This window comes from Maribellus comscasis, assembly GCF_009762775.1.
In the GTDB taxonomy this organism is placed as follows: domain Bacteria; phylum Bacteroidota; class Bacteroidia; order Bacteroidales; family Prolixibacteraceae; genus Draconibacterium; species Draconibacterium comscasis.
Map to the genome: position 1 here is coordinate 5,639,945 of NZ_CP046401.1, position 25,581 is coordinate 5,665,525.

General features: G+C 41.4%; 27 protein-coding genes and 1 pseudogene. 10 read left to right on the plus strand and 18 right to left on the minus strand.

Translation table 11 applies throughout. The features are described from left to right. Positions 1–97 precede the first annotated feature (97 nt). The 17 genes and pseudogenes from GM418_RS22820 to GM418_RS22895 all read right to left on the minus strand — a co-directional run bounded on the left by GM418_RS22820 (position 98) and on the right by GM418_RS22895 (position 12,564). Positions 98–802, minus strand: a complete 705-nt coding sequence (locus GM418_RS22820) for a DUF6047 family protein (protein WP_158869518.1) — start codon at positions 800–802, stop codon at positions 98–100. A 186-nt stretch (positions 803–988) separates the two neighbouring features. After that, positions 989–1,417: a DUF3872 domain-containing protein gene (locus GM418_RS22825; protein ID WP_158869519.1), complete on the minus strand. Its 429-nt coding sequence runs from the start codon at positions 1,415–1,417 to the stop codon at positions 989–991. Positions 1,418–1,429: 12 nt separating this feature from the next. Continuing rightward, on the minus strand, positions 1,430–2,014 hold the full coding sequence (locus GM418_RS22830) for a conjugal transfer protein TraO (RefSeq protein WP_158869520.1): 585 nt from the start codon (positions 2,012–2,014) through the stop codon (positions 1,430–1,432). Continuing rightward, a complete protein-coding gene (gene traN, locus GM418_RS22835; protein WP_158869521.1) occupies positions 2,014–2,934 on the minus strand; it encodes a conjugative transposon protein TraN in 921 nt (306 codons plus the stop codon). The genes GM418_RS22830 and traN overlap by 1 nt, the downstream gene beginning before the upstream one ends. A 60-nt stretch (positions 2,935–2,994) precedes the next feature. After that, a complete protein-coding gene (gene traM, locus GM418_RS22840) occupies positions 2,995–4,350 on the minus strand; it encodes a conjugative transposon protein TraM (RefSeq protein WP_217447570.1) in 1,356 nt (451 codons plus the stop codon). Further along, positions 4,319–4,621: a TraL conjugative transposon family protein gene (locus tag GM418_RS22845; protein WP_158869522.1), complete on the minus strand. Its 303-nt coding sequence runs from the start codon at positions 4,619–4,621 to the stop codon at positions 4,319–4,321. Before GM418_RS22845 ends, traM begins: the two co-directional genes overlap by 32 nt. A 6-nt stretch (positions 4,622–4,627) precedes the next feature. Then, positions 4,628–5,251: a conjugative transposon protein TraK gene (traK, locus tag GM418_RS22850; protein WP_158869523.1), complete on the minus strand. Its 624-nt coding sequence runs from the start codon at positions 5,249–5,251 to the stop codon at positions 4,628–4,630. Positions 5,252–5,281: 30 nt separating this feature from the next. Continuing rightward, positions 5,282–6,268 carry a conjugative transposon protein TraJ gene (gene traJ / locus GM418_RS22855; RefSeq protein WP_158869524.1) on the minus strand — a complete coding sequence of 329 codons (987 nt, stop codon included), beginning with the start codon at positions 6,266–6,268 and terminating at the stop codon, positions 5,282–5,284. A gap of 19 nt (positions 6,269–6,287) precedes the next feature. After that, the gene (locus tag GM418_RS22860) at positions 6,288–6,767 is read right to left on the minus strand and encodes a hypothetical protein (protein WP_425482393.1); all 480 of its coding nucleotides are present in this window, start codon (positions 6,765–6,767) and stop codon (positions 6,288–6,290) included. Next, positions 6,768–6,908, minus strand: a pseudogene (locus tag GM418_RS32130) (DUF4141 domain-containing protein); the annotation flags it as partial. A gap of 63 nt (positions 6,909–6,971) precedes the next feature. Further along, positions 6,972–7,283 (minus strand): DUF3876 domain-containing protein, encoded by a 312-nt coding sequence (locus GM418_RS22865; protein ID WP_158869526.1) that lies wholly within the window; start codon positions 7,281–7,283, stop codon positions 6,972–6,974. A 10-nt stretch (positions 7,284–7,293) separates the two neighbouring features. Then, positions 7,294–9,792, minus strand: a complete 2,499-nt coding sequence (locus GM418_RS22870; RefSeq protein ID WP_158869527.1) for a TraG family conjugative transposon ATPase — start codon at positions 9,790–9,792, stop codon at positions 7,294–7,296. Next, complete coding sequence (locus GM418_RS22875) at positions 9,789–10,118, minus strand: DUF4133 domain-containing protein (protein ID WP_158869528.1); 330 nt, start codon at positions 10,116–10,118, stop codon at positions 9,789–9,791. The genes GM418_RS22870 and GM418_RS22875 overlap by 4 nt, the downstream gene beginning before the upstream one ends. 19 nt (positions 10,119–10,137) lie before the next feature. After that, the gene (locus tag GM418_RS22880; RefSeq protein WP_158869529.1) at positions 10,138–10,440 is read right to left on the minus strand and encodes a DUF4134 domain-containing protein; all 303 of its coding nucleotides are present in this window, start codon (positions 10,438–10,440) and stop codon (positions 10,138–10,140) included. Positions 10,441–10,587: 147 nt separating this feature from the next. Continuing rightward, the gene (locus GM418_RS22885; protein WP_158869530.1) at positions 10,588–11,334 is read right to left on the minus strand and encodes a hypothetical protein; all 747 of its coding nucleotides are present in this window, start codon (positions 11,332–11,334) and stop codon (positions 10,588–10,590) included. A 31-nt stretch (positions 11,335–11,365) separates the two neighbouring features. After that, positions 11,366–11,803: a DUF3408 domain-containing protein gene (locus GM418_RS22890; RefSeq protein WP_158869531.1), complete on the minus strand. Its 438-nt coding sequence runs from the start codon at positions 11,801–11,803 to the stop codon at positions 11,366–11,368. 8 nt (positions 11,804–11,811) lie between these two features. Next, on the minus strand, positions 11,812–12,564 hold the full coding sequence (locus tag GM418_RS22895; protein WP_158869532.1) for a ParA family protein: 753 nt from the start codon (positions 12,562–12,564) through the stop codon (positions 11,812–11,814). A 409-nt stretch (positions 12,565–12,973) separates the two neighbouring features. On the opposite strand from GM418_RS22895, the gene GM418_RS22900 reads away from it, so the two are divergent. Genes GM418_RS22900 through mobB form a run of 3 tightly spaced genes read left to right on the plus strand, consistent with a single transcriptional unit; the run spans position 12,974 to position 14,994 of the window. Then, positions 12,974–13,270 carry a hypothetical protein gene (locus GM418_RS22900; RefSeq protein ID WP_158869533.1) on the plus strand — a complete coding sequence of 99 codons (297 nt, stop codon included), beginning with the start codon at positions 12,974–12,976 and terminating at the stop codon, positions 13,268–13,270. Positions 13,271–13,290: 20 nt separating this feature from the next. After that, a complete protein-coding gene (gene mobA, locus GM418_RS22905; protein WP_158869534.1) occupies positions 13,291–13,725 on the plus strand; it encodes a conjugal transfer protein MobA in 435 nt (144 codons plus the stop codon). Positions 13,726–13,731: 6 nt separating this feature from the next. Further along, a complete protein-coding gene (mobB, locus tag GM418_RS22910; RefSeq protein ID WP_158869535.1) occupies positions 13,732–14,994 on the plus strand; it encodes a conjugal transfer protein MobB in 1,263 nt (420 codons plus the stop codon). A 109-nt stretch (positions 14,995–15,103) separates the two neighbouring features. On the opposite strand, the gene GM418_RS22915 is transcribed toward mobB, so the two are convergent. Beyond that, complete coding sequence (locus tag GM418_RS22915; RefSeq protein ID WP_158869536.1) at positions 15,104–16,399, minus strand: ATP-binding protein; 1,296 nt, start codon at positions 16,397–16,399, stop codon at positions 15,104–15,106. 210 nt (positions 16,400–16,609) lie between these two features. Between GM418_RS22915 and mobC the strand changes: the two genes are divergently transcribed. From mobC to GM418_RS22945, 7 genes are all read left to right on the plus strand, one after another. Next, positions 16,610–18,619, plus strand: a complete 2,010-nt coding sequence (gene mobC / locus GM418_RS22920) for a conjugal transfer protein MobC (protein ID WP_158869537.1) — start codon at positions 16,610–16,612, stop codon at positions 18,617–18,619. Positions 18,620–18,772: 153 nt separating this feature from the next. Next, positions 18,773–18,994: a helix-turn-helix transcriptional regulator gene (locus GM418_RS22925; protein WP_158869538.1), complete on the plus strand. Its 222-nt coding sequence runs from the start codon at positions 18,773–18,775 to the stop codon at positions 18,992–18,994. 71 nt (positions 18,995–19,065) lie between these two features. Next, positions 19,066–20,301 carry a hypothetical protein gene (locus GM418_RS22930; protein ID WP_158869539.1) on the plus strand — a complete coding sequence of 412 codons (1,236 nt, stop codon included), beginning with the start codon at positions 19,066–19,068 and terminating at the stop codon, positions 20,299–20,301. Continuing rightward, positions 20,298–20,750, plus strand: coding sequence for a three component ABC system middle component (locus tag GM418_RS32135; RefSeq protein WP_425482347.1), 453 nt, complete (start codon positions 20,298–20,300; stop codon positions 20,748–20,750). The genes GM418_RS22930 and GM418_RS32135 overlap by 4 nt, the downstream gene beginning before the upstream one ends. Further along, a complete protein-coding gene (locus GM418_RS22935) occupies positions 20,747–22,609 on the plus strand; it encodes a DUF3732 domain-containing protein (protein ID WP_158869540.1) in 1,863 nt (620 codons plus the stop codon). The genes GM418_RS32135 and GM418_RS22935 overlap by 4 nt, the downstream gene beginning before the upstream one ends. Positions 22,610–22,612: 3 nt before the next feature. Continuing rightward, positions 22,613–23,650, plus strand: coding sequence for a nucleoid-associated protein (locus tag GM418_RS22940; protein WP_158869541.1), 1,038 nt, complete (start codon positions 22,613–22,615; stop codon positions 23,648–23,650). Between the two features lie 422 nt (positions 23,651–24,072). Further along, positions 24,073–25,533 (plus strand): DUF3945 domain-containing protein, encoded by a 1,461-nt coding sequence (locus GM418_RS22945; RefSeq protein WP_158869542.1) that lies wholly within the window; start codon positions 24,073–24,075, stop codon positions 25,531–25,533. Positions 25,534–25,581: the final 48 nt, after the last annotated feature.

Sequence of the window (25,581 nt, forward strand, 5' to 3'; positions counted from 1 at the left end):
ATCACCTCTCCGTTCAACAGAAATTCTGAAAATAAATACGCTTGATAAGCGTTATAGGCTTTCATTATAAAGCTGCCAGTGGTTTTACTGGTGCCATTTACAGCTGACGTCCTTTTTTCTTTTGCAGTGGTATCCGGGCAATATGCCTTTCATTATTAAAGCTGGGTTGAGATTCTTTACGAATATTAGGATAATCGCGTTTTAATATTTCTGAGGCCATATCTTTCATTACCTGAACAAGAGTTTGTTTTTTTATGCTGTCAGAACATTTTTCCATTTTTCCGGCCAGCTCAACAAACACCTTTTCGTATTTAAAGTCCGCCATGCTACCGTCAAGTAAAAGGCTGTTGTAGGATTCACCTCCGGCTATCTCCTGCAAGGTACTTATATTAAAGGTATCGCCCCTGACTGGTATATGAACCCCAACTACATAATCTGTTATTTTCTGTATCTGTTCAGGGGTGGGCTCCCATCCATTTTTCTTCACAGTTAAACTATCAGACAAAACATTTGTGTCGGTAAAACATTCGTCTTTAACAGGGATTTTCAGTGGCAAATGTTTTTTGGGATACTTCAGGGCAATATCACATTTCTCCCGTAACTCAGGGGCACCCGACTCGATATAATGAAGATTAAAATAGGTGTTGTTGCACAACGGGTTATAAAGATTATCCATAAATAAACCCATATAATCGTGAAAGAGCTTAAAGCCTTCACTTGTTCTTGAAAACAGCAAAACACCCTTGTCAATTTCAATGGCATTATAGCCGCCATAACCATTAATCGGATTTTCTAAAGACATAATAACTGTATAAGGATTTGTTGGAATAATTTTGCCTGATAAAACTGTTAATTCCTCTCAAACTATATCGGGTTAGCAACATAACTACAAAACTTTCACAATTTTGATAGTAGTTGTAAGATGATTCATTGACATTAAAAAATTAAACACCCGGCAACCGCCGGGTGCTTACACTTAATAGAAGATTTACTGTTCGCCTTCATCTGGTTCATTGTTAAAACTAAAAGTCAGGGTGACCATATTACCAACATTATCAAGGAAATACAAGTCAATAACCTGCTGGTCTTCAGACTGCGAAGTATAATACAGCCTGAATGTTTCCTTTGAAATTTCGTACAGGTCATTCGGCTTGAATATCAAATCATCTTCCGTTTTCAACTCACCCGTTCCGTCAGGCTGGAAATACCGCATGTAATATTCAGCGCCTTCCCAACGACCTGACCTAACCAGTTCTAACCGGATTTCAGCAGTTTCACCCTTTTTTATACTTTTCTGTACAGGAAGGTGATTAACCTCAAATTCATAATCCTGTTTGATATCAATATCATCGCTGCAGGCACCTGTTATTGCAATTAGCGATAACGTGCATAAAGCAATTTTTAAAATCTTTCTCATTTGATTCTCGTTTTATTTAATCATTATTTTAATACCTGCCCCTGCCTGAAACCGAAAACGGCTGATGGAAGAACCAAACATTGCCCTCTCGCGGGCCCTAAGCAACAATACAACCCGGTCGGTGATGTAGCTCTCCATTTCCAGCGTAATCGCGCCGCCATAAACGAATCCGTCATCATTTTGAAGGGTGGCCCCGTCATAGAGTAGTTTTTCTCCATGGTTTGCGGTTTCATATCCGGCTAACGCCGATGCACCAATAAAGAAGAAAACCGCTTTTCCCCGGCTTGACAGAAAATTGTAGTAAAACCCACCTTCTCCGGTAAACTGCTCCACCGGAATACTGCCGCTTTCATAAGCGTAATCCCGTCTTAGATACTCCGCCCCAAAAACCCATTTGTTGGCGTTTTTATCGTAGGTTGCCATCGCTGTACCAAAGTAATACCCTGATTCATTCCGGTTATCTTTTGACCAGATTCCATCAACCATTCCTCCGGTTATTTGCAAACCCTGCATCCCCGGCAGGACACGCTGGGCGTGTGCCTTGTCAGCGAGGACAAAGCACAACGCTACTGCTATGAAAATTACTGCCGTTCTCATTATTTCACTTTCAATTCGTTAATCACTTTAGCACGAACCAAATCTGCATTCTCCACAAAAAACGACTGGTGCCGACCACCCTGCTTTTCGTGCAACTCCACCAAAAGATGTTTATCATCAGGGATGGTAAATTTGGGAAGCGTAAAAACCATGCGTTCAGTGGTTTTACCTCCAACTTCCTGAACATTGTTGTAAGCGCGGAGGGGATATATGACCTGCTCCTGAATAGCGGTGCGCTTGGCTACCTTTTTATCCACGATTTTAAACGTGATGTAATCCACTGAAAAAGGCACATATGAAGCGTTCTTCAGTTGTGTATGGAAGTATAATAACCCATTGTGGGCATACAATCCTTTGAGTGTGTATTGTATCCCAAAACGTTTGGAACCGATGTGTTTGATTTCCCGTTTATCGTTTTTGTAAACCGATTTCATAATCAGCCTGACCAGCAGTGGCGATTCCTGCCCCAGTTCCTTCAGGTAAATATCCAGCGAGTTATTGGGCCGGTTCACGGCTTCACCATCGTGGATAAAATCGGCCATTTCCACGGAAAGCTTACCCGGTTCATCGGCATATTTTACGTTGAACGTGTAATACGCACCGTCTTCGGTAATCACGGCGAGGTTACTTTCTCTTGAAAAGTCGCGTACCGCAGCTTTTACGCGCAGCACGTTTTCTGCTCCGTCGGCTTTGGCAGCCAGCAAATCCGACGAGCCTAAATCCACATACCGGATAGCTGATGGAAAAATAATATGTACTGTTTTGTTAAAGGTTACTTCCAGCGCGTAAGGCGGAATCATCCGGTCGAAAGTCAGCGGACGTGTCAATCCGTTGTAATAATCCCCGGTTGTGGGTTTTTCCTGTGCGTTAGCCGCAAATAGCATTGCTGTAAAAGCAATCATCAAAATAATTTTCTTCATACTCTGATTGTTTTAATTGAACTTGTTTGTTTTGGATATTTTAGTGGTGAAAAATCTTGTTTACTGCACGGATGGGAGCAGCAATACCCGGTGCCCGGCTTTTAGGGTAACCCTCACTGCCCGCATCTTTTTACCTGCATATTGTGAAGCCCCCTGAACAACACTCCGTCCCAAATCTGCCAGCAGTTGCGAACCGGCATCGTCGGTAATGGTAATACTGCTTCCCATTGATGTGCCCATATTGGCAGCTACTTCCTTTACTGCATTGAGTTCTTCGGAACCCGGCACCGAAATTCCCGGATTACCATCCATATCGAAAACCTCCATTTTAACCGGAATGATGTTCCCGGCAAACTGGATATTGCTTATCGAGATGTTCATCCGTTCTCCTGAAATCCGGGCAGAACCGGACACAAGCGTATTTTCCGGGACCAGTATTTTTCCGGCATGTATTGGCTCCAGGATGCGTACCTGAACTTCCTGACCGTTGGTAATAGTTACCGTTTTATCAACGCAGGCACTAATAGTGTTCTTTGTCGATTCTGTCTCCGCCCCGGCAACCGTATGAAAACCCAGGTTGCGGGGTTTTGCATATTCTCTCATAAATACAGAATCAGGTACGGGAGCAGCGAGAAGCGAAACCACATTGCCGGACACTTGTGATACAGGTAGAGAAACGGTTTCCTTTTCTGTTTCCGAAGCATTTTGTACAGGTGCAACTGCCGTTTCCGACTTAGCTTTATCCGCAGGCATGTACCTGGCAGCAATCTCATAGGATTTTTCAACCAGGGCAAGTTGCTGCTCCGCTTCGTTTTTCTCCTGAAGCTGTCGCTCCAGTTCCCCGATGCGTTCTTCCAACTCAGACTGTTCCTGACCGTTTGCTTCGGATCCAGGCTCTTTATAGAAACTCCCCAATTGCCGGTTGATGTCCTGGTACTGACCGGCTGATGAGCGGAACGCGCTGGTCCGGCTGTTTCCTGAACTGTTTTTAATACGTGAAGATTTGACCCTGTTTCCAGCAGGTTCAGGGACTTCATCAAGTTCTGTTATCCCTGATGATACTTTTTCTTCCGGCGTTTCATCACCTAACATAAAAGCAAAATCCTGCAGGGAGCGCATTTTTTCCTGCTCCTTTTCTCTCATAGCATCCTGTCGGTAAGCATCCTGTTTGTCGGCTACAATTCCACTTTTCTTTGGTGTGGGCAGGTTGGTGTTAAAGGTATCGCCGGTTTCTTCGCTTTTTTCGCCTGAAGGCGCAAAAATAAACCACATACTGACAGCAAACAGCAGGAAGAAAAGTGGAAAAATCACCATTTTCTTCCTTTTTTGTAACTGCTGGGGCGAAAGCGACTTTTTTTCTTTCGCCACAAGCTTTTCCCCGTTGTTATTCTCTTTTTCTTTCATTATAAATTTCATTTGATGTTTTTATACTATCCATATTGTTCCGCCTGTCCCTTAATTCCAGTTGCAGGCCTTCGATATGCTTGAAGTTCAGCTTCTCTTTTTCATCATGTCCTAAATTGAACAGGGACGAAAATGTGATGTAAAGCGATAGCCCTGCAAAAAGGAAAAGAAGGGTAAGTATTACGGTAATCCTTTTACCGGGGGGAATCCTCCCGCACCACAGCCGGAGACGTTTTTCCAACTGTCCTCCAATGACAGTGATTCTTTTTCTGTTTTTTGCCATAATACTTTACCGGTCCAAAACCCGGATGTCTTTGTTTTCAAGGATTTCGAATTTTTCAATGGTAAACCCGTGAGGGTTATTATCGCTCCTGACCGAGTTAATCAGGTCGCAGCGGGTAACAAGAGAGCGTTCAGTTACATTGCTCGACCGGATAATTCTTTGCCGGGCGTAGGTAACAGCCGTGTAGGGGTAACTTGCGAAGTTGCACGACACGCTGTCCACCTGTATTACCTGCTGGATATTCCCTGCGACCACCCGGTTGAAGTACCCTTTTTCCTGCATGTCCTGATAATAGTTATAAGCACTTTTGTCGGCAAGGAAGAGTGCGCGGGTGATATTAGTTTCAATAGCCTCACGGTCGGGCGAAAGAGTAAAGAACAGCTCATGAAAGCGGGTCACATGGTCACGCGCCTCCACCGGCCGGTTCTGGTTCATGTCCTGGGAAAGCGCCAGCATAAGCGATTTTCCCTGGTCGAGTACATATATTTTCTGCCGCTGCGCCTCTGCATAACTGAAAGCATTCCATACCGAATAAACGGTTATCCCGGCACAAAGACAAAGAAATACCAGGGCGAAAAACCGGATTTGACGGAATGATGTTTCTATATTTTTCAAACTTTTAAACTCCATAATTCTTTTGTTTTTTTTTGATTGTTATGATTATCGCCCGACAAGGCGACCGCCTATGTTCCCGGCAGCGCCCCCGGCCATACCTGCAGCATAACTTCCGGCTTTCCCTGCAGTTTTGTTAATAGCATGGTTGGCACTGCCCATTCCGCCCGACTGGATAATCCAGTTGGCCACAGTCGGAACCGTAAAATATCCGATAATGCCGATGAGCATAAATACAATGTAAATCCCGTTGGAACCGTCAGGAATATAATTGGGGTCTTCCAGTAGCTTGATATCCGCTTCCAGCATCAGTACCTGAATGCGTGCCAGCACCGCAGAAAAAAGGTCGGAAACCGGTAGCCACAGGTAAACGCTGATGTAGCGGGCAAGCCACTGGGTAAGGGTTGCCTGAAATCCGTCGTAAACGGAAAAGGCAAACGCAACAGGCCCCAAAATGGATAACACCACCAAAAAGAAAGTCCGTAAAGTGTCAATTATCAATGCCGCAGCGTTGAACAGCAACTCCAGTAAATCTCTTACCACCTGACGGAACCACATTTTAATGTCGTACGAAAACCTCTCGCTCCACATCCCGATGATTTCAGGGGTGTCCCAGATTCCGAGGTCTTTCAGTTTCTGGTCGTAGGCTTCATCGTCCACCAGCCATGCTTTCCCTTCCCGCACACGCGCTTCGTATTCCAGTTCTTCTTTTTGTAGCTGGTAGGCTTCCATATCGAAGGTCTGGGTTTCCAAAATACTATGCGTACCCCTGACAATCGGGCTCATTACTGCATTGATAGTCCCCAGTACAATGGTTGGAAAAAAGAGGATGCACAGCCCGATGGCAAACGGTCGGAGCAAGGGAAATACATCAATAGGTTCAGCCCTTGCCAGTGCCTGCCAAACCCGGTATGCCACATAAAACAAAGCTCCCAGGCCGGCCAATCCTTTTGCCACGCCAATCATGTCGCCGCAGAGAGGTATCATATCTTCGTAGAGGTTCCTTAGAACCTGGTGCAGGTTATCAAAATCCATAACTCACGAATATTACCTGTTACCAGTATCTCACCGAAGGACTGCCATAAAGCGCCAGCACTCTGTCCGTATCGGCTTTTGCTTTGGCGCGGATAAACGAAACGGAAATGCTTTTCTGCGTGTAATACCTAGTCAGATTACGGTATCCGAGCATCCGGTTATAAATCTGGTCAATCACTTCCATACGCTCCTTGTCCGTCATGGAAAGTCCGTTACTACTGGTTACGATGTTTTTCAGTTCCGTAACCAGTGCACCCCCTTCTTCCATCAGACGGGCATATCCTAATGAAATAGCCGCCAGCTCGTCCACCGTAAAATTGGGGTCGGCAACCATCTTATTAAAACCCGTGATATAGATATCGCTGATTTCGCTAATCATTTCAATGGTAAGCTTCACCTTGCGGGCATCTTTAATCAGGTTGTTTACTGATTTAAGTTTGTCGTAGTATTCTTTACCCTGCTCGTAAATCTTGACAGTTTCCTGTACATTCTTTACCATATTCGTCAGGGTGGACGAAGATTTGACCACCTGCTGGATATTCTGTACCAGATTGGACGGGTCGATTACCGCCCATTGTGCTTTGGACTGAAAGGAAAAGCCAATCAGTGCTATGCAAGCAATTATAAAGATTCGTTTCATATTCTTGCTTTTTATTTAATGATACTTTGGGTTGAAAGGACCGGGATTAGTTCCTGCAGGATACTAATCCTCAACCCTGTAATATTTTCCGTAAGCGGAAAGTTGCAGTACGTCATTGTCAGTATTGTAGGACAGGCTCATCACTCCGTAAAGGTTGACATACCGGATACCCTGGTATTTTTTGACTGGACACAGGAACATTTCTCCGGCTTTAAAGGCAAACTCTATAAAGAAGCAGCCATTTTTCCTTTCACTGTTTCTGTATATCCGGATATCCGGCGCACCTTCCCGGCTTTTCCATCGGCCGGTTATATCGTCCAGGGCAAATTCAGTTTTTGCCCTCAATGGATTGTTTCCGGTAGTTTCTGAATACATGGACGGTCTGTTATTGCTTTTTGCTCTCAGCAAGTTGCTTAATGGCTAGTTCAATGTCGCCGTCCAGTTTTCCGGCAAGCTGCATCACTTCCATTTTTTCCGATTCTTCGGTAGTGTAAGCCAGATATTCCTGAACCGAAACTTCTGTGGCATAAACCGCACTTTGAACACCTCCCAAGCCTATCCAGACCTCCTTGTACCGGCGGCTTGGTGCATTACTCATGTTAATGGAAAGGATCTGCGACTTTTCCTTTTCCGTTAACCCGAGCAAAGCCTGTATCTGGTCGAACTTGTTCATGTATTTGCGTTGGTCGAGCAATATCTTGCAATCCGAATTATTGATGATACTTTCCTTGACCACTGGGCTGGAAATAATGTCATCTACTTCCTGCGTAACGACAATGGCTTCGCCAAAATACTTTCGGACTGTTTTATACATATAACGCAGATATTCAGCCATATTCGCCGAAGCAATTGCCTTCCATGCCTCTTCCACTATCAATTGTTTCCTGACCCCTTTCAGACGGCGCATTTTGTTGATGAAAGCCTCCATAATGATGATGGTCACCACGGGAAAAAGCTCACGGTTTTCCTTTATGGCATCTATCTCAAATACGATAAAGCGTTTGGAAAGCAGGTCGATATTCTTATCCGAGTTCAGCAGGAAATCAAAGCGTCCGCCCCGGTAGTACTGCCTCAGGGTGGTCAGCATATTGTCGATATTGAAATCGTCCCGGCCTACCTTAATTTCCCTTTCTTCCAGTTCATGGCGGTAGTCATCGCGCATGTACTCATAAAAAGTATTAAAACAGGGTGTGATATCTTGGTTTTCCTGAATGCGGCGGATATAAGCCGATACCGCACTGCCCAGCTCACCGCTTTCTGTTTTGGACACTTTGTCGTCTTCACTTTTCCATAGGGTCAGGAGCAGGGTTTTGATGCTGTCTTTCTTTTCCACATCGAACACATAATCGTCCGTAAAAAATGGATTGAATGAAATCGGGCTTTCTTCGGTATAGGTAAAATAAACCCCGTCTTCTCCCTTGGTTTTCCGGTGAATCATTTCACACAATCCCTGGTAGCTGTTACCTGTATCCACCAGCACAACATGGGTTCCCTGCTCATAATACTGCCTCACCAGATGGTTCATAAAGAACGATTTTCCGCTTCCGCTTGGCCCCAGTACGAATTTATTCCGGTTGGTGATAATCCCTTTTTTCATCGGTAAATCAGAAATATCCAGATGGATGGGTTTCCCGCTCACACGGTCACACATTTTAATACCAAAAGGCGACGGAGATGAACGGTAATTGGTTTCTTCGGTAAAAAAACAAAGCGCCTGTTCGATAAAGGTGTAAAAGCTTTCTTCCGAAGGAAAATCTCCCGAATTGCCGGGCATAGCCGCCCAGTAAAGGGTAGCTGCATCCACGGTATTGTGACGGGGCTTGCATTCCATTAATGCCAGTTGAGAGCCAACTTCGTTACGGATATGCTTTAGTTCCTGCTCATCCTCGCTCCATGCCATCACATTAAAGTGCGCCCGGATAGAAGTCAGCCCGTGTGAGTGGGCCTCGTTCAGGTAAAGGTCAATCCATTCCTTATTAATGGCATTGCCCCGGCTGTAGCGTGATAGCGATTGCATGTTTCGAGCACTCTTTTCGAACTTCCGCAGATTTTCCGCGCTATCCTCCAGAAACAAATACTGGTTATACACATGGTCACAGGCTAGCAGAAGCCCAACGGGAGCAGCAAACGACAAAAGGCAGTCGCTCCTGTCGGTGGATAGTTTTTCGTAACGCATGCCAGTGCCCACCTTTCCGGGTAATTTTTCTACATCGGATAAGGTATGCAGACATACATGTTTTGCACCAATCCGGAGGCTGTCCGCTCCCAGCTCCATGTCTTCAAGACTAGTGGCGTTGTCGAGCGAAAGCGAAAAGTATTTCTCGATTAACCCGGCATTTTCCGGTGTTCCGACAATCTCATCGGTCGTAAGCCGGGCAAGGCTTATAAAACCGCTGTCGTTGATAATCCGCTCAAACTGTCCTACAGCTTCCAGAAACCTGACTGTACTGTCCTTATTGACTTCTTTGGGGATAATATTGCCCCTGCAGAGGGATGAAAAGTTGCTTTGCATCCGCATCCGTTCTTTGGTCGTTTTAGTCAGATACAGGAAGCACTCATGGTTCAGGTAGGGTCGTTCGTTGAAATGACGCTCATAACTGCGCGACAGAAAACTCATTTCTCTGTCTTCGGTTTTAGGCTGGTAAGTTTCACGGACAAACCAATCCTGTTTATGCGCCACACTGTATTCGGGAAGCACCTTGACCGCTTTGGCCCAGGCAGAATGAATGGCTTCATATTCGGGCGAAGTTACCGTAAACAATTCAGGCAACGTTACACGAAAAGCTACTGTTACATCGGCATCCTTGCTGACAATACAGTCATGTTCCACACTTAGAAGCGGGAACTTACTTTCGATAGTCGTTGCTTTCATAGTATTCCTCATGCTGCATTCTCCTTTCTTACTTTTTGGAAAAGGCTGCGGGGAACTTTCCGGTTAATCAGGTAACGGGGATGCTGTTTTTTTGCCATGAGCTTCATCAGTCCTGATTCCCCGTAACGGGTGTTCAGGTTGAAAGTCAGCCAGACAAGCACCGAGGCTGCAACTACGCCAAATGCAATGCAAAACATTTGGCTAACTCCAGCCATGTATAGGATGACAAACACCACAAACACGGCAAGCAGCCCACCGGCGAAAATAAACAGGTATTGCGATTTCAGACCACGAAATTCTACGCTTTTGCCAATTCCTTTGTTGATATTGTATTCCATAATAATTTTCGGGAATCAGTTAAAGGAAGAACGAACGCAGGATGGTCGCAGCCACAATAAGGAAAATACATGCCCCGAACCAGCTTGCAGCAGTTTTACTGGTGTCAGGGTCACCGCTCGAAAATTTGTTGTAAACTTTTATGCCGCCGATTAGCCCTACAACAGCGCCAATAGCATAAATCAGTTTGGTTCCGGGGTCAAAATATGAAGTAACCATGTTGGTGGCTTCAGTAATCCCGGCGGTGCCATCGCCCTGCGCAAATGCGGTTGAAACAGCAGCTATTAAGAAAGCTACCTGCATCAAAATCTTCTTTTTTGTCATATTGGTTTCTTTGTTTATGGTACGGGAACTATTTAAGTCCCGCACCGGGTAAATAAAATATTTGTTGTTTCGGATATTTTAGTGGTCGGGTGAAATGAAGCATCCTATCCGTAATCGTGTTTTTTCATTCATTTGCATTTTAATGTGTTAGACATAATTTCTGATATCAAACCCTTTAGGAACAGAGGTCGCAGAAGGCTTATCTTCTCCTGACTCTCCGGCTTTCCGCTGATGGAAAGCTTTCAGGTATGAATTAATTAATCCACCGACTCTGTCCTCCCTCTCGGGTTCACCTGAAACCATTGCTTCAAACATATCGGTATGTTTCAGGTGCAGAAGAACTCGTCCTGTTTCTTCTTTTTTCTCCTCAGTTATAATTGGATTGTGTACCACGGTGCGGTAGGCTTCGCCCATTTGTTCAAAACTGATTCCCTCGGCCAGTGAACGGCCTGAAATCTGTAAGGCCTCGTATTCTTCCTCTTCATCCGCCGGTTCCGGTTCTTCCGGTATCGGACAGTCAATATCGAGTGGCGGGTTGGCTTCGCCGGGAGGAACTTCGCCAAAAACGTCGTCCAGTTTGTCTGCTGGAATTATCCGGGAATGTTCTTTTGGTACATCTGACAGGGCAAATATATTTCCTTTCCCCTTATCTTTTTCGTTGTCAGCTTCTTTGGCAGTTTGTGTCACAGGAATGCGTTCCCTGAGGACAAACTGACTCTTACCTACAATGTCACCTTTGTTCTTTTTACTGTCCTGTTCCCGGAGCATTGTCTCTCTGTTTTCTTTCTGAAAACGCCGGTTTTCAGAAATGAAGAAGTACATCGTCCAGAGCGCATAAAGTATGGCAAAAGCAACAAGCAGTGCTAACACGGTATTGGATGTAATCGTTATCATCTGCTGCTGAATTTTTATCGTTTCCCTGGCATCAAAAAATATCAGTATTCTTTTTCTTGTACAGTTTAGAAATGTCCTCCTGGAACATGGCAAAGTGATGTTCCAGCACATTGTCCAGGTAGCTGAACAGGGACAGTTCGTTTTCGCCGATTACCCGGACTATTTTCAGGATGCGGTCATGGAACTCTTTGCGGATATAGACCACTTTCCCGTTGCGCGTTTTGACTTCTGCTTCCTTGAAAAAGAATGCTTCATAATCTGTTCCTTTGTTCTTACGTTTGCGTGGCTCATCCTGTGATTTTTCATCTAAATCAGGTCTCATTTTCGTTTGTTCCGATTTTTCTACTGTTTCCTCTTCCCTTTTTTCTTCTGAAGGTTGAGAATACGGGGTCAACGGTCGGTTCCTGCTTTTGGCCTGGCTGATAATAAAGGAGGCATCCAGTTTTTCTTGTTTATCTTTCTTATCCATGCTTATTTCTATTTGATCAGGCTAAGAAATTCATCCGTAAGTACATCGAGGTTACTGCCTTTTAGAAGCGTTTTATCAGGAGGGAACAGTGTGGAACGGAACAGGGACTTGTGGTTGAAGGATTGTTCATGCCGGAACCGTTTCGTGTCGGGCAGGAAAGTTTTGAACAGTTGGAACCCCAATTCCCCGATCACTGTTTCATAAACCTCATACAATTCCGACTTTTCACGGCCATCTACCATGTTCCAGAGCAGGTACAGGTTTTTTATGTTGGATTTGCCCGGCTGCATAATGTGCTCTTTTACCACGAGTAGGTAATTGAGGGTACTTTCCAGAACTACGCGGTCGGCACTGATGGGCGCAATCAGGTAATCCATTTCCGCCAGAGAATGTATCAGGTGTTCGTTGTTCATTGTTCCCGGCAGGTCGAAGAAGATAAAATCATAATCGCCCTGCGGTATCAGGTATTCGGCATCTGCTATGGCTTCTTTCGTGTTACTCTCAATTACCGGATACGCTTTTTTGTTTATCCGGGTAAATTGCTCGTAAGCCATCATTTTATAATGCTCGTCTTCAAGCGCCAGCTTTAAATCCCTTTCGCGCATCTCCACTATAGAGTGTTGCGGGTAATCGCAGTCTATCACGGCCACGTTGTAATCCCTGAGATAATGAAGATAACTGGCAACCAGAACGGTTAGTGTTGTCTTGCCCGCTCCGCCTTTTTGGGTAGAGAAAGCCACATAAATCGGTTTCTTTTTCATTTGTCTGTACTTTTAGTGAAACATTTATTTATTTATTCCTGTGCGGATTCATTTTCCTGTTTAGCTACAATTTATCCTGTCTGCATACCTGCGTGTTTACTTGGTTATATTGCAATGCAAACACAAGTGAACAGGCTTAAATGTGCAAAAGCATAAAAACCGAAAAGTGTGCATAAACATTTGCGCTTTTGCGTTTTGTATTACACCTGTACATTCCAGTTTTTCTGACTGAGTATGTCTCCATCTGTTCAACTATTTATTTTTGGTTGCAGGAATACACATTTGAGCTTGTTTTCAAATTTTCGTACATGCCTGCTCACCTTATTTTCTATGCAAATAAAGGCCAATAAAAAGCTGTTTCTGATGGTTTTGAAGTAAGTGGCAGTATCTGGCTTCAAAGTGGTGAATCTTGGCACAATTGCATATTATTCAGTCAATTGCAATGACCGTTAACTTTGCCTCCGGTTCGATACCGGTAACAGGTCAGACTGCTACCCATCATTTTTGCAGCCCGTCAATTTATCTGTCCGGATGGCGGACAGATTTTATCCCGAACTGTCGGGATAGCAAGCTGTGTTTTGAGTTACTCATTTCATTTCACGTAACCCAAAACCGCTTGCCCGCAAGGGGAGAAAAGCAGGCTCCGAAGTCGCTGCTTTTTGATAAGGACTGTAACAATGACTGTGTTATGGTACCGGATTTTTGAAACACTAAAATATCCGACAGATGAAACAGGAAAATATAAATCGCCGGAGGCGAAAAGGGGGACGCCCTGCCAAAAACGACCCCGCGACAGAATGCGTAATGGTACGCTTTAATGCCCGTGAATATGCCCGTTTTCTGACATTATTTGAACAATCGGGTGTAAAAGCAAAAGCTGTTTTTATCAAAGCAAGGGTATTCAACCAACCGTTTCGTGTTGTTAAAACCGACCGGGCGGCACTCGAATATGTGGCAAAACTGACTACTTTTTATGCCCAGTTCAGGGGAATAGGAACCAATTATAACCAGGTCGTAAAAGAACTGCACAGTAATTTTTCGCATAAAAAAGCACTGGCTTTGCTCTTTAAGCTGGAAAAACTGACCACCGAACTGGCCGTAACCGGACAGCAAATTATTGCCTTGTCAAAAGAATATGAAGAAAAATATTTACAGAAATAGCCCGGTATGATTGCCAAAATAACCACCGGAAAAGACATTTACGGCGCTCTTGCCTACAACCAGGAGAAGGTAAACGAAGGATTGGGAAAGGTACTCGCGTCAAATATCATCCCGGAACCGGAAGATGGCCGTTTTAGGGTGGCAGCGTGTACCGAAGCTTTTAACCGCTGGTTACCATCGCATTACCGGACAGAAAAACCGGTCATCCATATATCGCTCAACCCACACCCGGATGATAATTTGACAAATGAACAACTGGCAGACATTGGGCGTGAGTATCTGCAACAGATGGGTTACGGCGCTCAACCGTACCTGATTTTCAAACATTCAGATATCGAGCGGGAACATATCCATATCGTTTCGTTACAGGTGGACAGCGAGGGTAAAAAAATTAATGACAGCAAACGCAATTTACGAAGTGTGGCTGCAACGGAAAAGCTGGAAAAGAAATACGGCCTGCATTGCGCCAAAGAACAAAAACAGTTGGAGCAATGGCAGTTTAAGCCCGTAGATGCGGAGAAAGGCGATTTGAAAAAGCAAATTGGTTCAGTCATTAAACCGGCAGTTGCGATGTACCAGTTCCAGACAATGGGAGAATACCGTGCCTTGCTATCCCTCTACAACATCGGTGTGGAAGAAGTGCAGGGAACGCGAAGTGGAAAGCCTTACCGGGGATTGCTCTATTCAGCATTGGACAGCGATGGGAACAAAGCCGGTACACCCATCAAATCATCTGCTTTCGGAAAAACAGTTGGGTTCACTGCCCTCGAAGAACGGATGAAAAAATCCACCATCCTGATAAAAGAGAAGGGATACCGCGAACGGGTACGCCCTTTGATTGCCGGAATGGTGCGAGAAAACAAAAATGAATCGAAACTGCGCCAGAAGTTAAAAGAAAAGGATATTGACCTTTATCTCCGGCGAAACAATACAGGGCGGATTACCGGAGTTACTTTTATCGACCATCAAAGTCGTTGTGTCCTGAACGGCTCCAGGCTGGGCAAAGAGTTTTCTGCCAATGTATTCAACGACCTGTTTAGAGAGTCCCCGGCAGTCGAAGGACACACAAAACAGGTGGGTAAAAAAGAACCGTTCACACCTCTGGTTGAACCGTTCTCCCCGGCTAACAGTCAGACCGGGCATATTGAATCCGCCATCGGTAGCCTGTTCTCAATTCTTTCACCGGAACCGGAATCATACGTTGAAAATCCGCAACAGCTTCGAAAAAAACGAAAAAAGAAAAAACGAAAATATGGAAGGCAGACATAAATTGAATTTGAGAATCAGATGTTGATTTTGGTTTATATTTTTGAGTGCAACTGTACTCTAGATGCTTTTTCACACAATAATATAAACCGGTTGTTTTTCCGTGAGGAGTTTACAAACCCTCCTTTCCAATGGCATACAATGGAACATTTATCATCCACTCCTCTTCCTTGTAATCGGTTAATGATGTACGAATAGCTTTTGAGGGCTTGTATTTCTCACAAAACAAGCGAAAGCTTTTTGACCTCAGGTTTTCACCCGATTTTACTTCAACCGGAATAACTTTCCCTTCCTCCTGAATAACAAAATCAACTTCAGAAGTACTCTTGTCGTTAGTCCAGTAACCGATATATCGTTCGCTATTCAGTCGTAGTTGCTGCATCACATACTGTTCGGTAAGTGCACCTTTAAACTCGGTAAAAATCTCATCACCATCAATAATTGTTCTAACATCCAGTCCAGCCATGGCACCAAGTAAGCCAAGGTCGTGCAGGAACAATTTGAACACAGAAATTTCCTGATAGGCTGCCAGCGGAATGCCCGGTTTTGATACCCGGTGGCTTTTTAACAGTAAGCCGCAATCGACCAGCCATTGGATGGCCAACTCAAAATCTTTGGCACGGGCTCCTTCTCTTAAAACCCCATATACAAATTTTTTATTTTCTTTTGCCAGTTGCGAAGGGATACTTTGCCAAACCATCCGAATCCGGGGAACAGTTTCATTGGGTGCATGTTTCGAAAAATCACCTTCATAAGAATTGAGAATCCTGTTTTGAATCCTTCGGACTAACTGCCAGTCGCGGGTTTCAGCAAAAGCCGACACGACTTCGGGCATTCCACCAACGTAAAAATAATAACGCAGGTATTCTTTTAACTTTTCAGTAAAAACGGAAATAACACCCCAGTTCTTTGCCTTTAAAGCGTCAACTAGCGCCGATTCATTCAATGAAAGCAGGAATTCAAAAAAGGAAAGTGGACGTAAATCGAGGAAATCGACCTTGCCAACCGGAAACGAGACCTGGCTGTGCAAGCCCATCCCAAGCAGAGACCCAGCTGCAATTACATGGTATTGCGGGGCGTTTTCACAGAAATATTTCAAAGAAGTCACTCCACGTTCCGCCGACTGTATTTCGTCAAAAACAATCAGGGTATCGTCTGCCGTTATTGTGGTTTGGGCTTGAATTTGAAGTATGGTAATGATTCGCTCAATATCAAAGTCTGTCGCAAAAATATTTTGCAGTGCAGGTGTCTCTTCAAAATTTACATAGACCAGTTTTGCATACGATGTACGTCCAAACTCCTTTAATAGCCATGTTTTTCCTACCTGCCGGGCACCTCTTACAATTAGTGGCTTACGGAATTTGTCTTCTTTCCAGTTTTTTAAGTTAATAATAGACTCCCTATACATATTTCCCTGTTAAAGTTGTATACGAAAATACATTTTTATCCAGATAAAGAAGAAATATAATTACACTTTTATCCAGATAAAATAAGAAAGTACATTTTCAGCCACAAGCTGCCACTAAAGTGCCACTTATTACCAACTCGTTTAGATTCTGGACATTAATATAAAACACGCCATACTTTCGCCCTTCAAATATTGTAAAGTGAGAGTACAATGCAGCAGGAAGACGATTTGAGGGCACTGGCAAAGGTTATGGACTTTATGCGTGCCTTAAGTATTTTATTTGTAGCTATAAATATCTATTGGTTTTGTTACCAAGCGATGGTCGAATGGGGCATTAATATTGGGGTAATCGATAAAATACTTCTGAATTTCAACCGTACTGCTAAATTATTTGGCAACATCCTTTACACAAAACTTTTCGCATTGGTGTTTCTGGCTTTATCCTGTCTCGGAACAAAAGGGGTCAAGCAGGAAAAAATCACATGGAATAAGATAATCAGTTTCCTATTTATTGGCTTTGTCCTTTTCTTTCTCAACTGGTGGTTGGTGGATTTGTCGATACCGTTAGTTGCCAAAACAGCTTTCTACATTTTCACAATGGCTAGCGGTTATCTCTGCCTGCTGGCTGGTGGAGTTTGGATGAGCCGTTTATTGAAAAGTAACCTGATGGAAGATGTTTTCAATACCGAAAACGAATCGTTTATGCAGGAAACACGCCTGGTTGAAAATGAATACTCTGTGAACCTACCGACAAGATTCTATTACAAAAAGAAATGGAATAACGGCTGGATTAATGTTGTAAATCCCTTCCGTGCGGGTATTGTATTGGGAACGCCCGGCTCCGGGAAAAGTTACGCGGTAATCAATCAGTTTATAAAGCAGCAGATAGAAAAAGGATATTCGCAATATATCTATGATTTTAAGTTTCCCGACCTCTCAACGATTGCCTATAACCACCTGCTGAAAAACCAACACGGATACAAAAAAGTACCGACTTTCTATGTAATCAATTTCGACGACCCGGCACGCTCACACCGCTGTAACCCGATTAATCCCTCGTTTATGAGCGATATATCCGATGCTTACGAAAGCGCATATACCATCATGCTGAACCTGAACCGGACATGGGTGCAAAAGCAGGGCGATTTTTTTGTGGAATCGCCAATTATTTTGTTTGCAGCCATCATCTGGTATTTGCGCATATACAAAGAAGGTCGGTATTGCACATTTCCCCATGCCATCGAGTTTCTGAACAAGCGATATGAAGATATTTTCCCAATTCTGACGAGCTATCCAGAACTGGAGAATTATCTTTCTCCTTTTATGGATGCCTGGATGTCGGGGGCACAGGACCAGTTACAGGGACAGATTGCATCGGCTAAAATCCCTCTTTCAAGGATGATTTCGCCCCAATTGTATTGGGTCATGTCAGGCGATGAATTTACATTGGACATCAATAATCCAGATGAGCCGAAAGTATTAGTTGTGGGGAACAATCCCGACCGTCAGAATATTTACGGTGCAGCATTGGGCCTGTACAACAGCCGCATTGTAAAACTCATCAATAAAAAAGGACAGTTAAAAAGCTCGGTTATCATCGATGAGTTGCCGACTATTTATTTCAAAGGGCTGGATAACCTGATTGCCACAGCCCGCAGCAACAAGGTTGCCGTGTTGCTCGGCTTTCAGGATTTCTCGCAGTTAAAACGTGATTACGGTGACAAAGAAGCAGCCGTAGTAATGAATACTGTTGGCAATATCTTCTCTGGCCAGGTAGTTGGAGATACGGCAAAAAACCTGTCGGAACGTTTCGGTAAGGTTTTACAGAAACGCCAGTCAATGACGATAAACCGCAATGATAAATCAACTTCTATCAGCACCCAGTTAGACAGCCTTATCCCGGCAAGCAAAATTTCCACGCTCACCCAGGGCATGTTTGTCGGGGCAGTTGCTGACAATTTTGATGAACGCATCGAGCAAAAGATTTTCCATGCAGAGATTGTAGTGAACAGTGCGAAGGTTGCTACTGAAACTAAAGGATACAAGCAAATTCCTGTTATTACCAATTTTGTGGACGACAACGGTGTTAACCGCATGAAGGAAATGATTCAGGACAATTATAACCGCATAAAGGAAGAAACAAAGCAGATTGTTACAGATGAACTTGAAAGGATTAGTAATGACCCGGCGCTTTGTTATTTGTTGCCGAAAAAGGAATAGAAAAAAACGATTCAAATCATTTTCATTGTGATAATAACTTTTCATAAAATTTTCTATTTATATACCGCACTCCGTTCACAGCATTTAAAACATTGAATTTATTTCTAAAAATATGCTTATATTACTGCTTTAATAGCAAAATACACTTAAAAAGTGGCCAAAGAGAAGCGTATTTATAATAGAATTAAAGCAGTATTAGCTGAACAGGGAAAAACAAACTTATGGCTGGCAGCGGAATTAGAAGTGAACAGGACGACCGTTTCAAAATGGTGTACAAACGAAGTTCAGCCTACAATGGAATCCCTTTTCCGAATTGCTGATGCCTTAAATGTTGATGCAAGGGAACTGTTAGTTTCACCCAATAAAAAACTCTAAAATCAATTTGAAGCACACAGAAAATATATTTTACATCAGGGAATTGGACTGAAACAAATAGACTATTTGATATGAATAAAGTACAAACAATCGAGGAACAACATACCGCAGGTGCACAGTCAATAGGCTTTGATTATCAATTCTATTATTTTATGTTATTAGCACTTGACCTTAAAATGGGACAAAAAATTGGATTTGAGGTTAAAGACGATATTCATATCGATAAAGAAGACGAGACTACAATATTATTTCAAACAAAACATAGTATCCTTAAAAGTTCGAGTGGTGAGATAAAAAATTTGACCACATTAGATTCTGATTTGTGGAAGACACTAAACAATTGGGCTGACTTGATAAAAGCTAATAAGAAAAATAAAAGTTTCCTGAAAACACATTCATTTATACTGGTAACCAATAAGAATGAAAATAACAATGAGTTCATCAATTTGATAATTCAGTACAGAACGGACAATAACATTGATGATGTATTAGAGAAATTAAAAGAATTAGAAAGTAAAACAGAGGACGAAACATTAACAAAATATATTAAAAATGTACGTTCTATTGGAAAAACTCGGTTAAAACAATTCATGCAAAAACTGACCATCGAAACCGGAGTTGACCATATCATAGAAAAAATAAAAAACAGATTAATTGAGTTATACAAAGCCCCTCGTATAGCAGAAGTAATTTTTGACAGTTTATATTCAAACCTGCAAGCAACAAAATATTTAGATATTAAAGACAGTAATAAATTTGAGATTTCATTTGATGATTTTAGTAAAAAATTTGGCAGGTGTTTTAAAGTTGCTTCCGAAACAAAACCACTTCCGAGAAGAAACTTTCCAATATTATTGCCAGAAGATTTAGAAAGTCAGGTTTTTATAAAACAGCTTATAGATATTGGGGAAGTTCAAAGCGGTTCAGAAGACATTAGAAAATATACAACACTAATGTTGAAGTTTCTCAGGCATTTTACCTATTGGTCAGATGAAGAAAACTTCATTTTGCTTACCGAAGCAGAGGAATTTAAACAAGAAAGCATTTCAAAATGGGCCAACAAGTTTAAATCCAAATACCGACAAATTGAAAATAAAATAAATTCAGGCTCTGATATGGTTGAATTTGAAGAGGATATAAAAGAATTGGCAATTGAACTAGTTGAATACATAAGAGAGCAAAATTTAACTATACCGGGCTATTCTCCTCTTGGTATAGATTTTAGCAATGGGCACTACTATGCCTTATCAGATAATCTGGAAATTGGGTGGCATTACGACTGGAAAAATAAATATAAAAAGGGATGAAAGAAATATACTACACCTATAATAATGAGGCAATCGCCAGTTGCATCTTTTTATCAATATTGAATAATGCTGATGAATTGGATATTGCTCGTTCCTGCTTAATTCTACCTTTTTTACTGGACGACAGAACCGTAAATTATTTAGATAGGAACAAACACATTGAAACTGACTTAGTGCAAATTATAAAGGAACAGCCCCGTTTATTTGTTTCTTTTAATAAACGGTATTTATCATTACTGCCCGTAACTATTAATTCGTTACTATTATTAAGTAAGAGTAATCAAATAAAAATTGACACTCAGATTTCGTCCATTAGAAACATTATTTTCGACAGACAAAATTTGGGGACAAGGTTTCAAAAAATAGAAAAAATCACACCGAAATTTTTGTCTGTAATAGAGAAATATTCAACATCTCAATTGTATAAAATGCTAAAAATTCAATTATGAAATTCATACTGCACGAAATAAAGCTCTGGTTCAAAGATGAAAATGCAGAACCTAAAAGTTATCTTTTTTTAGCGAATAAAATAAATGTTGTTACCGGCGATTCAACTACTGGAAAGACCAGCTTTTGGAATATAATAGATTATTGCCTTCTGTCAGGAAAAGTAACTATTGCAAATACAATTATTGAAAAAGTACTGTGGTTTGGCATTCATTTTACAATAAACGACAAAGAAATATCAATAGTCAGGAAGACACCAATTAATGGGGCTGTTTCTTCTGAAGTACATTTCAATAAAGGAGCTTTACCGGACAAGCCTGAAAGCAATATAACGGTATCGGAGATAAAGTCAAAGCTTGACGAAGAATACGGAATAACGGATGCTCTTAGATTTCCTTATGGAAAAGAATCAGGCAAATCAACGTTTAACCTCTCATACAGGCATTTCTTACTCTTTAATTCGTTAACACAAACTATTATAGATGCACCTGAGACCTATTTTGATACTACATTTTATGGTAAAGATGAATACGATGAAGCTTTGGGGCATATTTTCGATTTAGTTATTGGTGTCAATGATTTGAAAAATATCAAAGCCAAAGAAAAATTGAAAGAAATAGAAGCAGAGCTAAAGAAAATACAAAATCAGGAAACAAAGAACCAGAGAAAAACTAAAAATTTTGAACTGGGTATTTTAAGGCTAATTGAAAAATGCAAAAAATATAACTTCATAGACTATTCAGAATATTTTGAAAATGTGAATGAGGAAATAACAGTAATTCAGGAAATTATTGCTAATACCAGGAAAGTTGCAAAAAATGCACAACTATTTAATGAGATAGATAATTTGTACAAAAGAAAAAATGAGATACAGGCTCAAATTAATGCTATCAATCAATATCAAAAAGAATTTGACCTATACAAAAAGAACTTGGATAAATCGGCTGATAGCCTCCAACCAATCGAGTTTTTGAATCAAAAACTTTCAGACCAACTAATCGATTCATACGAAACAAAAATGTTTATAGAATCTCTGGAAAGTTCTTTAAAAAATATCAGGGAAAACCTTTCCAAAAAAGTTACAAAACCATTAAAAGTATCAGGAGATATTATAGAATTGAGGGGGCAATTACAGGAAATCGATAAAAAGATTTACCAATTGAATGAAATTAAAAAGAACTATCTGGCAGAAGGTGAAAAGTTTATTGCTTTAGGCGAAATAAAACATGAATTTGAGCAAATACAAAAAGAAAAACTAATTACCCCCATAGATACAATAAAGCTAAATAAATTAAACGAAGAAAAAGGTCGTTTAGCCAGTGTTCCGGCGGACACAGAACAGATAAAATATACAATGAAAACATTGTTAAATGAAAGTATTCAACGCAATTACAGTCAACTAAAATCGTTAACAGCATATAATGATTACAGGACGGTTTTCGATGATTCTAAAATGATTTTAAAATTATATCCCCCTTCAGACCAGCTTCAATTTCCATTGGAAAATGTTGGGAGTGCTTCAAATTACATGTTTATGCACCTATGTGTTTATTTAGGGTTGCATGAACACGTAATTAAAATTCAGGAAAATCATATACCTAAGTTTTTATTTATCGACCAACCCAGTAAGCCATATTATGAAGGGAACAATGATGATAAGGTAAAATTGCTTGATGCGTTCACTCTGCTAAATTCGTTTGTTGATTATATTTTGATACAGAAAAAACAACACTTTCAAATTTTCATGGTTGAACATGCCTCTAAAGAATATTGGGAAGAAAATAACTTGTTTCATTTTCACACTGTTGACGAATTTATTGATGGAAAAGGTTTAATTCCAAGTGAAGTTTATAACAAATAATCTATGATGAATGCTATTGTTGGTAAAATGGACAAATTAATAATCCATTTTGTAGGAAATAAAAATAATGGAGATGGAGTACGGTTTTCCGATGAATTAACTGATTATGGAAATATCGAAGAATACTTCAATATATTGATAGGCAATAGCTTTAAATCTGAGGAATTGTTTCAGTTCTATTTTAGTCCAGATTTAGAGCTTAATCCTATTTATCAATTCATTAAATCTGTTTTTCAGGATAAGGAAGCATTTATAGGACAATCCCAGAATGTAGCACGCTATTTATACGATAAAAGCACCCATCCTCAAATAAAACCGGGAGAACTTTGCATGGTATATTTTAAGGATTGTCAACTCAATGATAAAACGGTTGATTGTATCGGGATATTTAAGTCTGAAAATAAAGAAACAGTTCTAAAAATAGATACGATAAAAAACGGGTATGGGTTAACAGGCGTAAAAGGAATCAACATCAATAAATTAGATAAAGGATGTTTAATATTTAACACCGATAAAGAAAACGGATATATAGTTTCGGTTGTCGATAATACCAATAAAGGTTATGAAGCTCAATATTGGAAAGATGATTTTTTAGGCGTTAGACCAGTAAATAACGGTTACCATCAGACAAATCAATTTTTAGGAATTACCAAACAGTTTGTTACTAACCAAATAGCGGACGATTTTGAAGTTTCAAAAGCCGACCAGATTGATATATTGAACCGTTCTGTTAACTATTTTAAGACACATGAAAAGTTTGATAAATCGGATTTTGAAAATGAAGTCTTTCAGGATGAAAGCGTAATTGATTCTTTCAGAAACTTTGACAACTCATACCGCGAGGAAAATAAAGTTGAACTATCCGATAACTTTGAAATTTCATCTCAGGCAGTAAAAAAGCAGGCTCGGGTATTTAAAAGCGTTTTAAAACTTGATAAAAATTTTCATATCTACATTCATGGCAACCGGAACTTAATAGAGCAAGGTGTTGATGAAAATGGGCGAAAGTACTACAAGATTTATTATCAAGAGGAGAGTTAACGACCCGTTACAAAAGCTATTTGTTAAAGTGTAAAAAATGGGATTTTATCTGACAGACAATAAAAATTGGTTAGAATATATCTTACAACATATTTTCTTTTCAAACGCCCTCTTTTCATTAGGGGAGGGGATTTGAAAAGAAAAGAAAAAATGTAATTGGATTTAACTTGTCTGACAACGAAGATTGTCGAATGATATGCTAACTTTTACAGTTAAAGATAACAGAGCATCAATGATATTATTTATTATCCGTTAGAGTAGCCGAACTTCTATTAGTCTTTATTAAGCTTCCCGGAAACGCCACAAGCCACCACCTCAGTTCCTCAAACTACCACCATCCGTACATTCATTTATTTGTCATGTAGTTACGCATAAATTCGTCCATGCATCAATAGTGGTGCAACAACTAAAACATTCGTAAGATGGACGAAAAAATCAGTAACGACGACAAAAAAGTATTACTCGTTAAAGAAGCAAATGGCGGCAAAGTAAAAGCCGTCACCGGTATGGATGAAAAAGGCAACATCCAAACCACGGAACCAACAGCAAAAAACCAAAACAGCCTTTTTGCCGTGAACACAAACGAAGCCATACTGGAGGCGTTTTTCAAAAAAATGGTAGAACAGGCGCAGCAACCCTCACACACGGGATTTTTTCTGATGACAGAAAAAATGCTGGATAAACTTATCAAAATCGACCTCGACCCTCACGAACTGGAACTACACCGTGTCAATCCGGTAGAGTATCTTGAAAAGGTACAGAAACAGAACGCGCAACAAACACAGGGTGGCGGTGATGAAACTACTCAAAGTACTTTCCAGCCGATGGATGTCAGTAAAATAGACCGGCAGGAACTCCAAAAATACGGAATCAACGCTGCCGATTTGGAACCTCATCTCAAAGCCATGTCCTACGGACACAAATCACCGCAAATGATTCCCCTAAACCCTGAACTGGAACCAGGTATCCGCGTTCCCACCAAAGGACGTGTATCGCTGGAAGAGCAAGCCGACGGTTCGCTCAAAATCATACCACATTACTGGGAGGAAAAGCCTAACCTGGATGCCCCTTTTCACGGCGTACTTCTCAACGAACAGGATAAGGAAAACCTGCGGCAATCGTTGAACGCGGGCAGGGTGATTGAACTGGAACCTTCGCCCGGACAGAAAATCCCGGCTTTTGTTTCGCTCGACCGGCTTACCAACAAACTCGAAGCTCTGCCCGTGGAGAACATCTCCATTCCCAATAAAATAAAAGGGGCAGACCTTTCTGAAGGCCAGCAAAACAGGCTCGGAGCAGGAGAAAAAGTGCTGGTAGAGAAAATGGTTTCCCGCACAGGCCGGTTCTTTGATGGATATATCCAAATCAATGCTTCGGACAAAAAGTTTGATTTCTCTTATGAAGGGCTCGACCGTAACCGTTATTCACAAGAGAATAAGGAAGTCCGCCGCCAGCAGAAAGAAAATGCACCGGAAGGGGAATCAGAAAAACAAAAACAACTCTTCATCCCCAAAAAATTGCTTGGCGTTGAGTTGACTGAAAAACAGCAGGAATTCCTCAAAGCAGGCCAGGCCACCTATATCAGGGGGATGCTGAAAGACGATAAGGGGGAACCATTCAATGCATGGGTAAAACCTAATCCTGAAAAAATGAAATTCGATTTTTTCAAATGGAACCCCGACAAAGCTAAAAAGCAGGGCGCAGAAGTGAAACCTGCAGAAGAAAGCAAAACGCAGGTAGCTGTCAACAACGATGGAAAAACCAATGAAGCGACCAAAAACGTGAAAGAGCCATTAAAACAGGGACAGCAAAAACCCACCGAAAGCCAGTTTATGCAAGAAGCACGCAGGCCTGCTGCAAAGAAAAGCGGGATTAAAATCTGAGTTCTGTTTTAAACAGTTCCGGCTGAAACCAACAGAAGACAATTTCAA

Coding starts and splice junctions, on each gene's coding strand:
- GM418_RS22890 (WP_158869531.1), bottom strand. CDS start 11,803: ATGGATAAGAAAGATAAACAAGAAAAACTGGATGCCTCCTTTATTATC.
- GM418_RS22880 (WP_158869529.1), bottom strand. CDS start 10,440: ATGACAAAAAAGAAGATTTTGATGCAGGTAGCTTTCTTAATAGCTGCT.
- GM418_RS22870 (WP_158869527.1), bottom strand. CDS start 9,792: ATGAGGAATACTATGAAAGCAACGACTATCGAAAGTAAGTTCCCGCTT.
- mobC (WP_158869537.1), top strand. CDS start 16,610: ATGCAGCAGGAAGACGATTTGAGGGCACTGGCAAAGGTTATGGACTTT.
- GM418_RS22940 (WP_158869541.1), top strand. CDS start 22,613: ATGATGAATGCTATTGTTGGTAAAATGGACAAATTAATAATCCATTTT.
- GM418_RS22915 (WP_158869536.1), bottom strand. CDS start 16,399: ATGTATAGGGAGTCTATTATTAACTTAAAAAACTGGAAAGAAGACAAA.
- GM418_RS32135 (WP_425482347.1), top strand. CDS start 20,298: ATGAAAGAAATATACTACACCTATAATAATGAGGCAATCGCCAGTTGC.
- GM418_RS22860 (WP_425482393.1), bottom strand. CDS start 6,767: ATGGTAAAGAATGTACAGGAAACTGTCAAGATTTACGAGCAGGGTAAA.
- GM418_RS22865 (WP_158869526.1), bottom strand. CDS start 7,283: ATGTATTCAGAAACTACCGGAAACAATCCATTGAGGGCAAAAACTGAA.
- GM418_RS22895 (WP_158869532.1), bottom strand. CDS start 12,564: ATGAAAAAGAAACCGATTTATGTGGCTTTCTCTACCCAAAAAGGCGGA.
- traN (WP_158869521.1), bottom strand. CDS start 2,934: ATGAAGAAAATTATTTTGATGATTGCTTTTACAGCAATGCTATTTGCG.
- GM418_RS22820 (WP_158869518.1), bottom strand. CDS start 802: ATGTCTTTAGAAAATCCGATTAATGGTTATGGCGGCTATAATGCCATT.
- traJ (WP_158869524.1), bottom strand. CDS start 6,268: ATGGATTTTGATAACCTGCACCAGGTTCTAAGGAACCTCTACGAAGAT.
- GM418_RS22945 (WP_158869542.1), top strand. CDS start 24,073: ATGGACGAAAAAATCAGTAACGACGACAAAAAAGTATTACTCGTTAAA.
- mobB (WP_158869535.1), top strand. CDS start 13,732: ATGATTGCCAAAATAACCACCGGAAAAGACATTTACGGCGCTCTTGCC.
- GM418_RS22930 (WP_158869539.1), top strand. CDS start 19,066: ATGAATAAAGTACAAACAATCGAGGAACAACATACCGCAGGTGCACAG.
- mobA (WP_158869534.1), top strand. CDS start 13,291: ATGAAACAGGAAAATATAAATCGCCGGAGGCGAAAAGGGGGACGCCCT.
- GM418_RS22830 (WP_158869520.1), bottom strand. CDS start 2,014: ATGAGAACGGCAGTAATTTTCATAGCAGTAGCGTTGTGCTTTGTCCTC.
- GM418_RS22885 (WP_158869530.1), bottom strand. CDS start 11,334: ATGATAACGATTACATCCAATACCGTGTTAGCACTGCTTGTTGCTTTT.
- GM418_RS22935 (WP_158869540.1), top strand. CDS start 20,747: ATGAAATTCATACTGCACGAAATAAAGCTCTGGTTCAAAGATGAAAAT.
- GM418_RS22845 (WP_158869522.1), bottom strand. CDS start 4,621: ATGGCAAAAAACAGAAAAAGAATCACTGTCATTGGAGGACAGTTGGAA.
- GM418_RS22825 (WP_158869519.1), bottom strand. CDS start 1,417: ATGAGAAAGATTTTAAAAATTGCTTTATGCACGTTATCGCTAATTGCA.
- traM (WP_217447570.1), bottom strand. CDS start 4,350: ATGAAATTTATAATGAAAGAAAAAGAGAATAACAACGGGGAAAAGCTT.
- GM418_RS22875 (WP_158869528.1), bottom strand. CDS start 10,118: ATGGAATACAATATCAACAAAGGAATTGGCAAAAGCGTAGAATTTCGT.
- traK (WP_158869523.1), bottom strand. CDS start 5,251: ATGGAGTTTAAAAGTTTGAAAAATATAGAAACATCATTCCGTCAAATC.